5 protein-coding genes are annotated in these 14453 nt (G+C 63.2%); all 5 read right to left on the bottom strand.

Annotated elements, in window-relative coordinates; all coding sequences use genetic code 11:
• The 5 genes from V1278_RS12895 to V1278_RS12875 all read right to left on the bottom strand — a co-directional run bounded on the left by V1278_RS12895 (position 1) and on the right by V1278_RS12875 (position 14452).
• Complete coding sequence (locus V1278_RS12895; protein WP_334380984.1) at positions 1-9753, bottom strand: amino acid adenylation domain-containing protein; 9753 nt, start codon at positions 9751-9753, stop codon at positions 1-3.
• 54 nt (positions 9754-9807) lie between these two features.
• Positions 9808-10776, bottom strand: coding sequence for a TauD/TfdA family dioxygenase (locus tag V1278_RS12890; RefSeq protein ID WP_334380983.1), 969 nt, complete (start codon positions 10774-10776; stop codon positions 9808-9810).
• Positions 10745-11500, bottom strand: a complete 756-nt coding sequence (locus V1278_RS12885) for a thioesterase II family protein (RefSeq protein WP_334380982.1) — start codon at positions 11498-11500, stop codon at positions 10745-10747. Before V1278_RS12885 ends, V1278_RS12890 begins: the two co-directional genes overlap by 32 nt.
• A 22-nt stretch (positions 11501-11522) precedes the next feature.
• Positions 11523-11750, bottom strand: coding sequence for an MbtH family protein (locus V1278_RS12880; protein WP_334364273.1), 228 nt, complete (start codon positions 11748-11750; stop codon positions 11523-11525).
• 383 nt (positions 11751-12133) lie between these two features.
• Positions 12134-14452: a TonB-dependent receptor gene (locus tag V1278_RS12875; RefSeq protein WP_334380980.1), complete on the bottom strand. Its 2319-nt coding sequence runs from the start codon at positions 14450-14452 to the stop codon at positions 12134-12136.
• Position 14453 lies beyond the last annotated feature (1 nt).

The following is a 14453-nucleotide window of genomic DNA, read 5'->3' as shown; positions in this document are numbered from 1 at the left end:
TCACTGCCCTGCCGCGATCAGATCCTGGAGCTCATCGGCATCGAACTCCTGCTCGATCAGCCTGATCGACACGACGCGCGCGAATGACGCGAGGTCGGGATGAACGAAGAGATCTGAAACCGGGATCGACACGCCGATCTCCTGCGACACCCGGCTAAGCACCCGCACCGCCAGCAATGAGTGTCCCCCGAGCTCGAAGAAGTGATCGTTGCGTCCGATCTGCTCTACGCCGAGCAGTTCGGTCCAGATCCTCGCCAGCGCGATCTCGATTTCGTCCTCGGGCGCCTCATAGAAGCGGGGCGGCTGGGGATCCTCGTGCGGCGACGGCAATGCGCGGCGGTCGATCTTGCCATTGGGGGTCAGCGGCAATTGCTCGAGCACCATGATCGCCGATGGCACCATGTAGTCGGGCAGAATGGCCGACAGCGCATCGCGCAAGGCGCGGCCGTCAAGCGTCGGCTCGCCGCTGGCATAGGCGATCAACTGACGGCCGGTCCTGCTCTCGCGCGCCACCACCGCGGCGGCGCGCACGCCGCGCTGCTCGAGCAGGCGCGCCTCGATCTCTCCCAATTCGATCCGGAAGCCGCGGATCTTCACCTGCTGGTCGGCGCGGCCGACATAGTCGATCACGCCGTCCGCCCGCCACCGCGCAAGGTCGCCGGTCCGGTAGAGGCGCGCGCCGCTACCGCCGAACGGATCCGGGATAAACCGTTCCGCTGTCAGCGCGACCCGGTTCAGATAGCCTCGCGCCAATCCAACACCGCCGATGAACAGCTCGCCAGTGACACCAACGGGTACAATGTTGAGATCGGCATCGAGAATGTAGGCGGACCTATTGCCAACGGGCCGTCCGATCGGCGCCGGCTGGCCCGGCGTCAACGCGGCGTCGTCGACGAGCCACGCTGTCGGCGCGATCACCGTTTCGGTCGGGCCGTAGGCGTTGACCAGAAGGTCGACATCGGCGGCCTGGCGAAGCGCTTTGATTCCGCTATCCGACCAGGCCTCGCCGCCGACAATGCAGGCCCTGATCGAAAGCCGGCGTCCACTCTGCCGCAACGCTGCGCTCAATTGATCCGCATAGGCCGGCGGCAGAAAGATCGACGTTACCGAGTTTCTCGCAATCTCATCGACGAGGTCGTCGATCAATAGACCTGGCCTGGACGGCAGCACGAGCGAGCCACCTGTCATCAGCGGCACCAGCCAGCGCTCGTGCGCAATGTCAAAATTGATCGAGGCCGACTGGAATTCCCGGTCGCGGGAAGTCATGCGGTACAACCGGCCGATCGCTTCGCAATGCATCGCCAGCGGCCCATGCGTTACCGCCACGCCCTTCGGCGTCCCGGTCGAACCCGACGTGTAGATCACGTAGGCCAGACTATCCGGATGAATCTCGACATTCAGATTGGCTGTATCTTCGCTGACGGGCCGTTGCGGCTCGTCGACGCACCAGGCCTCGACGCCGGTCTCGCGCAGCACCGGCGCGAGAGGTTCGAGCAGCGCGCTTTGCGTCAATATCAGTGTCGCCGCGCTGTCGCGCAGCATGTAGGCGAGCCGCTCGGCCGGATAATCCGGATCGAGCGGAAGATAGGCGCCGCCTGCTTTCAGGACGGCCAGCAGCGCGACCATCATTTCAGGGCTGCGCATCAAAGCGATGCCGGTCAGGCGATCTGGACCGGCGTCGAAGTGGCGAAGCCGCCGCGCAAGCTGGTTGGCCCGGGCATTGACCTCGCCATAGCTCAAGCGCTGGCCGCCCCATACAATCGCAACGGCAGAAGGCGCCGCCGCGGCTTGCGCCTCGATATGCGCGACGACGCCGACATAGGAAGCACCTGTCGCCAAGCGGCCGGCACTGCTCCATTCCAGAATTCGCCGGGCCTCATCACCGGCGGATAATCCGAGATTGCCGATCGGCCGCTCCGCATTGGCAGCGATCCGCTCCAGCAATCCGTGCAGGATGTCCCGGAGGCGCCGGATGGCAACCTCGTCAAAGCGGGCGCGGTCGTAGCTGAACTCGAGATCGAGCCGTTCGCTTCCGGCAAACACGGCAACCGCCAGCGCATAATTTGTCGGCGTCACATGTTGCACCCGTCCCAGGCGCGGGCCGCTCTCCCCCGTTCCGCGCAGCGCCTCATCGATCGGATAGTTTTCGAACACCAGAATGCTGTCGAACAGCGCCTGCCCGGCCTGGCCGGCGAGGCGCTGGATTTCGTAGAGCGGCGTCCAGCCATGCTCGCGCAAGGCCAGGTTCTGCTCCTGCAACTGACGCAGCCACTCGCCGACTCGCGCTTGCGCGCTCGGCGCGTCGACAATCGGCAACGTATTGATGAAGAGGCCCACCATCTCCTCGGAGCCCGGCAGGTCTGCCGGACGGCCCGACACGGTCACCCCGAAACAGACGGCGGCCTGCCCCGAATGCCGCCGCAACAACTGCGCCCACGCCGCCTGAACGAGCGTATTGGGCGTCACGCGCTCGCGCTTCGCAAATGCCTTCAGCCGTTCGGCCAATTCCGGATTCATCGAAAGCGCAATGCTGGCGTGTCCCTCCTCCGATGTTTTGTTGTTCGTAGCCGGCGCATTCGCCAGCAGGGTCGGCGCTTCGAGCCCTGCCAAAGCGTCGCGCCAGAATTTTTCGGCGCCTGCATGATCGCGGCCCTGCAGCCATGCGATGTAGTCGCGATAGCTGCCCTGCACGGCCGGCAGTGTGCCCCCGCTCACATGCCGAAACACCTCCGCAACCAGCCGCGCCGAGCTCCAGCCGTCGACAAAGATGTGATGATGGGTCCAGATCAGCCAGTGGCGCTTGTCGTCGAGCCGGATCAACCGCACCCGCTGCAACGGCGGCTGAGAGACGTCAAAGCCGCTCTCGCGCTCCCGCCGCGACGCGTCCGCCAGCACGGCATCCAGTTCAGCGCGCCCGCCATTGCGTTCCAGCGCTGCCGTCCGGTTGCGCCAATCCTCTTCGACGAATGGCACCGTCACATGACGGTGCACAACCTGCTGGGCCGCGCCTGACATGTGTTGCCAGACAAAGCCGGTCCTCAAGGCGGCGTGCCGGTCACTCACCGCTTGCCACGCGGCTCGAAGCTTGTCGGCCTCGAAGCCGAACAGCTCGAACCCGACCTGGTTGACATAGGCATCCTTGTCACGATCCCGGACCGCGTGGAACAGCATGCCCTGCTGCATCGGCGAAAGCGGATAAATGTCCTCGATGCTGCGGAGATCGAAAGTCGTCGCCAACCGATCGAGATCGGCCTGGTCGAGCCCGGACAACGCAACGTCCGAAGGCGTGAGACCAGATGCTCCGCTGCAGCAATGCGCCACCAGCTCGCGCAGGGCCGTTTCGTAAAGTTTCGCCAGCCGCTCGACCGTCTCTCGCCGATAGCGCTTGCGTCCATATCCGAAGGACAGATGCAGACGTCCCTCGCGCACCAGACCGGTGATGTTCAGCCATCCCCGCAAGGGAGCAGTGGCGCTGCGCGACGCACCCGCGCTCTCAGGCGCGAATCCGAACAGCGAGGAAGCCCCCACGCTGCCGTCGAAGCGGCCGAGATAGTTGAAGACGATCTGCGGCTCCGCCAGTTGCGCCAGCGCCTTGCGCTGGTCCTCGGAGCCGAGATAGCGCAACACGCTGTAGCCAAGCCCACGGTTCGGAAGCGCGCGAAGCTTCTCCTTCACCGTCTTGATCAGGGAGGCATGGTCGTCCGACCAGACTTGCAGCCGCACCGGGAAGGCCGTCGTGAACCAGCCGACCGTCCGGGAAACATCCGCTCCGGGAAATATGTCCTCGCGGCCATGCCCCTCGATCTCGATCGTCACATCGTCGCGCTGGCTCCAGCGCGATACGGCACGCGCCAGGCTCGCCAGCATCAGATCGTTGACCTGGGTCCGATAGGCCGATGGCGCCTCCTGCAGCAGGCTTGACGTCACTTCGGTATCGAACACCAGCGACACCTCTTCGCCGTCACCGACGCGATCGACGCCGCCATGATCATCGTCGCACGGCAGGCTTGGACCCGCCGCACAATCGAGCCAGAACGGCAGTTCGCCAGCAAGCTCCCTGGTCGTCGCATGGGAATGCAAGCGCTCGCCCCAGGACGCATAGGACTCGCTCTTCGGCGGCAGCGTCACGACGGCGCCTCTCTTCAACTGGTCGTACGCCGAGGCCATGTCTTCGAGCAGGACCCGCCAGGATACGCCGTCGACAACCAGATGATGGATCACGATCAGCAGCCGCTGGCTGCCGTCCGCAAGGTCCATCGCCACCGCACGCAGCAAACGACCCGCGGACAGCGACAAGCTTTCCTGCGCGGCCGATGCAAGCGCGGTGACCTGTGTCGCATCTCCGACATCGGTATGGATCCACAGCAATTCCGAGGGCGATGGCGGTGTGCCCTGCGCCGCGCGCCACGCGCCGTCGACCTGCGCGAACTGCAGGCGCAACGCATCGTGATGATCGACGATCGTCGTCAGCGCACGCCGCAGCGTCTCCCAGTCCATCCGCGTCTGCGGTGCCAGCAGCACCGCCTGGTTCCAATGGTTCCTGTTGCCGATGTCTTCGCTGAAAAAACGCGCCTGAATGGGCAGCAAATGACGCATGCCGGTTGCCGCATCGGTCGAAACCTTTGCGGTCGAACTCTCCTTCCTTGCCGCAGGTGCCGCCGCGACGGCGGCAACGGTTGCCAACCCCGCCACGGTCTGCTGGCCGAAGACCTGCTTCGGCGTCAGGCGAATGCCGCGCTTGCGCAAGCGTGCGATGATCTGCAGGCTGAGAATGGAATCGCCGCCAAGCTCAAAAAAATTGTCGTTGCGGCCGATGCGTTCGCGACCGAGTACCTCACGCCAAACCGCCGCAATCTGTTCCTCAGTGTCTCCCAGCGGCGCGGAATAGTTCGCGGCCACCACATCTCCCGCCGGCTCGGGCAGCGCCTTGCGGTCGACCTTGCCGTTTGGCGTGAGCGGCAGCCGCTGCAGAACAATGACGTGCGACGGCACCATGTATTCCGGCACCACCGTCGCCAATTGCTGCTTGATCATATCCGGCTTCGGCGTGGCGCCCATCGCGGGCACACAATAAGCAACGAGCTCCTGGCGTTCGGCGCTGCCGCCGATGGCGCGTGCGACAACCACCGCGTCGTCGATCCCCTGCAGCGCCTTGATCGCGCGCCCGACTTCGCCAAGCTCGATGCGATAGCCGCGCAGCTTGATCTGATCATCGCCTCGGCCGAGGAATATCAGGCGGCCTGCCCGATCGCAGCGAACGCGATCGCCGGTGCGATACAGCCGCGCTCCGGCAGGCCCAAACGGATCCGGAACAAAGCGTTCGGCGGTCAAGCCAGCCTCGCCACGATAGCCCCGCGCAACGCCGGCGCCGCCAATATAGAGTTCGCCGGCTACGCCGATCGGCACTTCGTTCAGCGCATCATCCAGAACGTGCGCGCGCAGATTGGCAAGCGGCAAGCCAATCGGAACCGAACCCGTCCCGCCTTCAGCTTCACATTCGTGCGTGACCGCGCCAACTGTCGTTTCCGTCGGCCCGTAGTGATTCAGAATTCGGCATTGCGGCCGCAACTGCCGGATCTCGTTCAACAGCGCAGAATCACTAGCTTCCCCACCGAGGATCAGCGCATAGCTCGGCAGGAGATCGGCCGAGCGTGACGCCTTCAGCAGCCCTCGCAGATGGCTGGGCACGATCTTGAGAATGTCGACTTCGCCGTCCCGCATGGCTTTCGCGAACGCATCCGCATCGAACACCACTTCGGGCGGCAACAAATGCAGCGTCGCGCCGGAGGCGAGCGCACCGAACAGGACGGTATGGCCGAGATCCGCCGCGACTGTCGAGACCATCGCCATGTTCGCCAAGTGCTGCGGCTGCAGGCGTTGCAGCAGGGCCTGCACATAATTGGCCAGCGCGCCGTGCGAGACGGCGACGCCCTTCGGCGTCCCGGTCGATCCGGAGGTATAGATGACGTAAGCGGTCTGCGCCGGGTGGATCACATTGTCGGGCGGTACGCTCGATGTATCCCCGCGCGCCGCTTCGGCTTCCGCATCGAGCACGAGGCAATCGAGTGCACGCGCTTCCGCCAGCTTATCGCCGGCAGCCAGCACGATTTCGATGCCTCCGTCCTTCAGGATGCGCCTGATGCGCCCCAGCGGCCATTTCGGATCGAGCGGCACATAGGCGCCGCCTGCTTTCAGCACGCCAAGCAGCGCGGCAACAAAGGCCGGCGAGCGCTCGATCCACAGCGCAACCGGCACCTCGCACGTCACGCCCTTGCTTGCAAGCATGTGAGCGATGCGGTTCGATTTCCGCTCCAGCTCGGCAAACGTCAGCGTCTCGCTGCCGCACCGGATGGCAATCGCGGCCTGGCGATCGGCGGTCGACGCGCGATGAAGGCCGACCACATCGGTGAATCCGAACACGGCTGCCTCGCTCGGCACGGCCTGCCGGTTCGCATCGTCGATGACGAAGTCGGAAATCCGCCGCTCCGCATTTTTCGCGATCTGGCGCAGCATCGAACCGAATTGTGCGGCCAGTCGCGCAATCGTCGGGGAATCGAACAGATCGGTGGCGTAGTTGAACGTCGCCTTCATGCCGCCGGCGCCGTCGACGACATCAAGCGCGAGATCGAAATGTGAACCCGCGAGGTCCATGATGTCGATCTCGGCGGTGAGCCCTGCGATGCCGTCGAACCCGCGCGGCGCCGTCATGTAGTTGAACTTGGCCTGGAACAGCGGATTGTGCCCACTGCTTCGTTCAGGGCGCAGCCCGTCGACCAGCATTTCGAACGGCATATCCTGATGCGACAGTGCTTCGATCACCGCGTCCTTGACCTGCTGCAGCAGGTTCGGGAAAGTTGCTTCATCGGCAATCTCGGCGCGCAGCACCAGCGTGTTGACGAAGCAGCCAATCAGCCGCTCGAGTTGGGCGTGACGACGCCCCGCGACCGGCACGCCGACGCGCAAATCGCTCTGCCCCGTATAGCGATACAGCAGCGCCTGATATGCACCGAGCAGCAGCATGAAGACGCTCACGCCATATTTTGCGGCGATGTCCCGCAAGCGGGCGGCCAGCGCGCCATCGATGGCAAGGCCGATCGTATCGCCGGCATGGCTTTGCGTTGCGATACGCGGACGGTCATGGGGCAGCGCCAGCACGGGGTGCGCGTCACCCAGCTTTGCGCGCCAATAGGCGAGCTGCCGATCTCCCTCGCCACAAGCGAGCCAGTTTCGTTGCCAGACTGCGAAATCGGCATATTGCATCATCGGCACCGGCGGCCGGCCTGCGTCCTGCCCGGTGCCGTTGCGGTAGAGTCCCGCCAGCTCTTCGAGCATCACGTCGAGCGACCATCCATCGACGACGATGTGGTGAGCAAGCAGCAGCAATTCGTGCGCATCATCTGCGAACTGAAGCAACAGCGCCCGCAATAGCGGCCCATTGACAAGGTCGAACGGTTTTCCGAGTTCGAACCGTCTGACTTCCGCCGCATGCTCGGCGGAAAGACCCCGGAGATCCTGGTGCCAGATATCGACGCCGAGGGCGTCGTGAATAACCTGCCTTGCGCGACCGTCCGTTGCGACGAATGTGGTGCGCAGCACTTCGTGACGCTGAACGATCTCCGCAATCGCCTGCGACAAGGCGGTATGATCGAGCTTTCCCTTGAGCCGGATCGTGCTCGCGACCGTATAGGCCGTACCATTGGGGTCCAGATTCCAGAGAAACCACAGCCGCTCCTGCGCATGGGACAAGGTCACGCGGTCGGCCGGCGCTGCCCGCTGGATCGGAGGAAGCGCCCTCTTCGCGCCCTCGCGCAACAGGGCGTCGATATGATCCGCGAATGCTGCAAGCTTCGGCACGTCGAAAAAGCTGCGCAGTTCCAACTCGACGCCGAAGCGTTCGCGCAGCGCGGCCGCGGTCTGGCCGGCCGCGATCGAGTTTCCGCCCAGCACGAAGAAATCGTCCTCGCGATGCACGGCCTGGACGCCCAGCGCCTCGCACCAGATCGATGCCAGCGCGCGCTCGGTGTCGGTTACGGGCGCCGTCAGCGTCGCGCCATCGCGGCGTCGCCCTCGCTCAAACACCATAAAGCTGTCGAGCGTGTTGTTGGCCCAGCCGGCGGCGCAGGCGGAGCGCTGCAGTTTTCCGCTCGTCGTCAGCGGCATCGCTTGCGGATTCAACAGCACGATCACGGCCGGATATTCCTGCGCCTGCCGCAGCACCGCCTCGCCGATTCCCTGGGCGAGAGCCTCGGGACGCTCGCGCTTGAGAACGGTACGGCTGAACTCTGCCGCGACACCAATGCTTTCCCGTCCATCGATCTCGACCGCAAACGCGGCAACCCGTCCGCTGCGGACGGTTTCGACCTCGGCCTCGACCGCCTGCTCGACGTCAGTCGGATATACATTCTGGCCACGAACGATCAGCAGGTCCTTGAGCCGGCCCGTCACGATCAGCGTGCCGTCCTTGACGAAACCGATGTCTTCGGTACGCAGCCAGCGCGCGCCATCGCGCGCGACGAAGGCTTTTTGCGTGGCTTCGGGATTGTTCCAGTATCCGAGCGCGACACTCGGGCCGGCGACCCAGATCTCGCCGACTTCGTCGGCCGGTGCCGCAGCCGACCCGTCGATGCACATGATGCGCGTGACGTGGCCCGCGACCGTCCGGCCGCACGCCACGAGATCGGTGCCTTGGTCGGCTGTTGCGACGCGGCCCGCCGCAAGCGCCGCCGTATCGAGGGTATAGCTGACAGTTTGGGTCGAGAGGTCACCTGCCGTCACCAGCAACGTCGCCTCCGCCAGGCCGTAGCAGGCGGTCAACGCGCATCGATTGAACCCCGCCCGCTCGAACCTCTCCCCGAACCTGCGCAGCGTGGTCTGGCGCACAAATTCCGAGCCTGAGAATGCGAACTTCCAGCGGCTAAGGTCGAGCCGGTCGATCGTTTCGTCGGAAATGCGATCGGCACACAGCGCGAAGGCAAAGTCGGGTCCACCACTGATCGTGCCGCCGTGACGATCGATGGCCTCAAGCCAGCGTCGCGGCCGCTCGAGAAAATTGCGCGGCGACATCAGGACGGCGGTAAAGCCGGTAAACAGCGGATTCAGCAACCCGCCGATCAATCCCATGTCGTGATAGAGCGGCAGCCAGCTTACGAAGACGTCGTCGAGCGCCCCTCGGGCCACGGCCTCGATGGCCTTCTCGTTGGCCGTCAGGTTGGCGTGCGAGACGCAAACGCCTTTCGGCTGCGAGGTCGATCCGGACGTATACTGCAGGAAGGCGACCGCATCTGCCTCCGGCCTCGTCTCGCGCCACTCTGCAGCAAGCGCCGCCGGTATCGCATCTACCGCAACGATCTCTATGTTCGCCCGCTCGGAAAGTGCCGCCTCCACCGCACCAACCAGCGCGGCTTCTGTCAGGATGAAGCGAGGCGTCGCATCGCGCAGAATGCCGTTGAGACGCCCCGCATAGCGTTCGGCGCCGCCCTCTGGCGGATAGGCCGGGACGGCGATCACGCCGGAATACAGGCACGCATAGAACGCCACGGCATAGTCGAGGCCGCTGGGCAGCAGGATAACCGCGCGCTCGCCCGCGCCGCCCAACTGCTGCAGGTAGGCTGCGACGGATCGAATCCGGGCGTCGAGACCGGCAAACGTCAGCTCTTCGGCGACGCTGTCTCCCTCCAGGAAGCGCAACGCGATCCGATCGGAGCGTAACGCGGCGTGGCACCGTAGTCGTTCGACGAGGTTGTCTTTGTACATCTTCTCGAATCCAGTCCGCGCGCGACGACGATTCTCGCCGCCCGAAAGTGCCGATCAGCCCTGCCGATGCGCTTCCGCCATCGCGACGATCACCTTGCGCGGCCCCTTGAACGGCGCGCGCGCATGCGCGGTGAGCATGTTGTCGAGCATCACCACATCGCCGGCCTGCCAGGGAAAGCTGATCTTGTGCGTTTCGAGAACGTTGCGGACGGTGGCGAGCGTCTCGTCGTCGATCGGCGAACCGTCGCCGTAGAAGACGTTACGCGGCAGTTCAGTCTCGTCGCCGACCACGTCGAGCAGACTCTCGCGAACTTCCGGCTCGAGATTGGAGACGTGAAACAAATGGGCCTGATTGAACCAGACCCACTCTCCCGTCACCGGATGCCGCGTCGTCCCCTGACAGATCTGGCGCGTGCGAAGCTCGCCGTCTTCCTTCCATTCGCATTCGATATCGTGCCCGGCGCAGTAGGCCTCGACCTCCGCCTTGGACTCCGTGCCGAACACCTGCTGCCAGTCGACGTCGAGCCCGTTGCCGTAGTTCCGCACATACATCACGCCCTTCTCGGCGAAACGCTCCCGTATAGCCGGCGGCATATCGCGATAGATGGCGCGGCTGTCGGCGATCGGCGTTTCGCCGCCCTCCTGCGCCGGCTGCATGCAATAGAACCAGATCTTCATCGGCCAATCGCGCGTATAGGCCTGCTCGTTGTGCAGCGGGATGTGCTGGTGCGGCGGGTACTCCGTGGAGGTGTAGACGCCGGAGGTAACCTGCGAGCGCGGCGTCGATCCAAACTCGTATGTGAGCAGCGGATGACCGAAATCGGCTGCGAACGCCCGGAACGCGTCAGGGCCGTCGAGAGAGAAATCGCGAAACACGATGCCGCCGCAATCGGTCAAATGCCGATCGATGGTGTCGCGCAGCATGGGAAGCGCCGCGCCGAGCGGCTGCCCGGCCTTGTCGGCCTTCAGCAACAGCGGAAGGCTTTTGCCTTCAATGAGTGGCTGGACGGAGAATACGCTCATGATCCTCGCTCCGATGCGAACCAATCGATCGCCCCGACCGTCGGGCCAGGGCCGATCCGATCAGGCCGAGCAGTTCGGCTTGCTGCGTGTGAATGAAGAAGTGATGGCCCGGCAGCGTGTGAAGCGTGAATTCCGCCGAGGTCTCCTGTTGCCAAGCTTGTAGCGATTCGCGGCTGGTCTCGTCGTCGGCGCCGCCGAAGACGTGCACGGGACACGACAACGGATGCCGCCGCCGATAGACATAGGCGCCGCACATCAGAAAATCGGCGCGGAGCACCGGCAATGCCGATCGCATCAGCTCCGCATTCGACAGCGCCTCATCCGGCGTGCCCTGCAGATCGCGGAGCTCCTTCAGCAACGCCTCGTCGCTCAATGGCAGGCGCCATTTGCTGCCGTCTCGAACGGCCGGCGCCTCGGCGCCGGAGGCAAAGAGAATAGCCGGCGCGGGCGCGCCGCGATCACGCAGGAAATGCGCGAGTTCGAACGCAATCAGCGCGCCGAGGCTATGTCCAAACAGCGCATAGGGCGCATCGAGCTGGGCGTGAAGTTCTGCAGCGAGCTGCCATGCAAGCGCGTGGGGGTCCGTCGCCAGCGGCTCGTCCATGCGCGCGCCGCGCCCCGGCCACTCCACCGGGTAGACATCGATCCATGACGGCAAAAGCCTGCGCCACCGCGCATAGAACATGGCGCTGCCGCCGGAGTAAGGCAGACAAAGAAGCCGCATCGGAAGACAAGGCTCCGTTGGCTTAAGCCGACTTCTGCGGGACCGTCTCGTCCATGAATTTGCGCAACGTCAGCGGGCGCATGTCGGTCCACACCTGCTCGATGTGTTCAAGGCATTCCTTCTTGCTGCCCGTCTTTCCCACTGCTTTCCAGCCGTTCGGAATTTCCTTGAACGTCGGCCAGATGGAGTATTGCTCTTCGTGATTGATGACGACGGTGAAGGTGACGTCGTCTCTGTCGAACACCATCATGGTTCGGGCCCTTCTTCAGAAAACGAAAGCAATGGCGTGTTGACTAGGTCAGAAGCAAATCATGGTCAAAGCAATATCGACGACGAAGTTTTTAATAGCTCCAAGTTGGCGATGACGTGACACGATGCAACCTCCGCGCTTGCGCGGCCGAGCTCATGACCAAGTGACTGATGGGCAATGCGATGCGCAGTTTCTTGCAATTCTAACTCGCCAGGCGGGAACCTTTTCGATTTTCGAAATCGCACATCCAGCGTGCGACGATTTTCATCGCATTGTCATCAATTTCGACGAGTCAATTTTGCGACACCATCAGATCAAAGAAATGCCGCCGCGGATGAGATCCGCGGCGGCACAAATTGCAGGTGATTGGATTGACGCGACGCTCAGAAGTTGAACGTCGTCGACAAGAGATAGGTGCGCGGGGCAGCAAGCGTGATAACGCCGCTGTAGGCCGAGGCCCAATAGGCTTCGTTGAAGACGTTCTCGATGTTGGCGCGGACCACGATCGGCTTGCCGTTCCAGGGCGATGTGAAGGTATACCGCGCTCCAATGTCGACTCGCGTCCACTCCGGCAGCGAGAGCGTGTTGGTAATATTGACATATTGCGAACTGGTATAAATGACCCTAGCCGAGAGCGTCAGGTCACGCATGAACGGCGTATCCCACTCCGCTCCGATATTGGCGGTGATTGCCGGAACGCCTACCGCCGTCCTGCCGTCAGTGGCACCATTGGGCGTCTTGATCTGTTTGCCATCGATCAACGCGACACCGCCGAGCAACCGAATCGCAGGCGTGACTTCGCCGAACACATTGAGTTCGACGCCCCGATTGCGCTGCCTTCCGTTAAGCTGCTGGGACGGAGGGATTCCCGTCGCCACCGTGATGATGCTCGGCTGTTCGATATCAAACACGCTCATGGTCGTCGTCAGACGGCCCGCATCGATCTTCACGCCCGCTTCAGCCTGCTGGGTCTGCCCCGGCGGGAATACAGTCCCGGGATTGGAAAACCCCGGACCCACGACATGCGGCGTCTGGAGTCCTTCGATATAATTTGCGTATAGCGAAATGTTCTCGACCGGCTTGACGACAAGGGCGTAAGCCGGGGTCCACACGGTTTCATCCTGAAAAGGATGACTTAAACTGGGCGCAAGGATATTCGTCACCTCGCTTCCGGCCGTCTGACGACGAACACCGACCGTCAACTGAATGCGGTTATTCAGCATCGACATGGTATCGGAAAAGCCGATGCTTTGGAGATTTACGTTGGTATTTTGTCTTAGAGTCGGGACATTCAAGTTCGGACGGGGGACATTCGTCGGCGGGGTGTAGAGATTCCAGGCAATTAGCCCTGCTGAACTCAGGACACTCTGATCATAGGTCCGGTCATTGATCGAATAGTTCATGTTCAGAGCATGATTTATCGGGCCAGTGTCGATCGACGCGCGCACGCCCGTTTCTCCCGCAAAGGTCTCGAACGTCTCATGCCCAAGTCCCGGACGCCCTACCAAAGAGCCGTTGGCGTTGATAATGCTGGGAGAGGGATAAGTATAGTCGATCTTGCTGTCATGATAGCCAAACGACGCATACGCGGTCATCCAGTCAGTCACGTCCACTTCACCTTTTACGGTGGTGAAGAAGTCCTTCGGCTTATAGTAGGCCCACGGCACCTGGAAGTTCGTCCCGGCCTTCGGCGGCGCAGGAATGGATGTGAGGCCCGGGCCAATTCCAAAGAAGCGTAGCGGAGGAGTCAAATTGTCGGCTTGATAACCGACATCGACTGCGATGCGCGCGTTCTCGCCCCGGTAGTCGAGGCCGAGGACGACGTTGCCGAACTCGTCGGTCTGACGGTCCCACGGTGTATTGCCGTTCGAATAGGTGCTGTTGACCCGAACGCCCCATTCCTTGTGCTCGCCATAGCGCCGACTGACGTCCATATTCGCGCCGAACTGCGATTTGGAAACGTAGGTCCCCGTCAGCCGCGTAATGTCAATGTCGAGAGCATGTTTGGTGATGAGATTGATGCTGCCGCCGACCGCACCGCCGCTCGCAACACCGGTACCGCCAGTGGTCATGCCGTTAAGCACGGCGCTCGGGCCTTTCAGAACCTCAACCCGCTCGATGAAATTTGCCCCGATGGAGTAGTATGGCGCGATTCCGTACAGGCCGTTCAGCCCGAAATCGCCGCTGTCATAGTAGAAGCCGCGGACGAACAGACTGTCCGCGCCGCCGCCTGCTGCCTGGATGACCCGCACGGACGGATCATTCGCCAGGACGTCACGGATGGTTCGAGCCTGTTGATTTGCGATCAACTCCGCCGTGTAGCTGGTCTGGTTGAACGGCGTATCCATCACGCTGCGGTTGCCGAGAAGTCCGAGGCTCCCGCCCGTCGCCACCTGTCCGCCGGCATATGCAGGCGGCACTGTGCCAACTGTGCCCCTTGAAGGCACCACATACGGAACCGGCTCCACCCGACTCGGCGCCGGCGCCGCGACGCGCCGCTGCACGCGCGACGTGGACGTTTGCGTTCTCCGTGCTGGGGCGGGCCGCGCGCGTTGCTGGGTTGGAGCATCGACGGTGACGGGCGGCAAATTCTGCGCGAATGCTTTGTGGCCGCCGGCAAAATCCAGAGAGAGCGCAAGATAGCTCACCGCTCCCAGCGAAACAGCGCGCACAACATTTCTGGCAGCGACTTGATACGTCATA

This window comes from Bradyrhizobium sp. AZCC 1577, assembly GCF_036924575.1.
In the GTDB taxonomy this organism is placed as follows: domain Bacteria; phylum Pseudomonadota; class Alphaproteobacteria; order Rhizobiales; family Xanthobacteraceae; genus Bradyrhizobium.
Note: the sequence above shows the minus strand (reverse complement) of the source record. Positions and strands in the feature narration are given on the sequence as shown.

Coding starts and splice junctions, on each gene's coding strand:
- V1278_RS12885 (WP_334380982.1), bottom strand. CDS start 11,500: ATGCGGCTTCTTTGTCTGCCTTACTCCGGCGGCAGCGCCATGTTCTAT.
- V1278_RS12890 (WP_334380983.1), bottom strand. CDS start 10,776: ATGAGCGTATTCTCCGTCCAGCCACTCATTGAAGGCAAAAGCCTTCCG.
- V1278_RS12875 (WP_334380980.1), bottom strand. CDS start 14,452: ATGACGTATCAAGTCGCTGCCAGAAATGTTGTGCGCGCTGTTTCGCTG.
- V1278_RS12880 (WP_334364273.1), bottom strand. CDS start 11,750: ATGATGGTGTTCGACAGAGACGACGTCACCTTCACCGTCGTCATCAAT.
- V1278_RS12895 (WP_334380984.1), bottom strand. CDS start 9,753: ATGTACAAAGACAACCTCGTCGAACGACTACGGTGCCACGCCGCGTTA.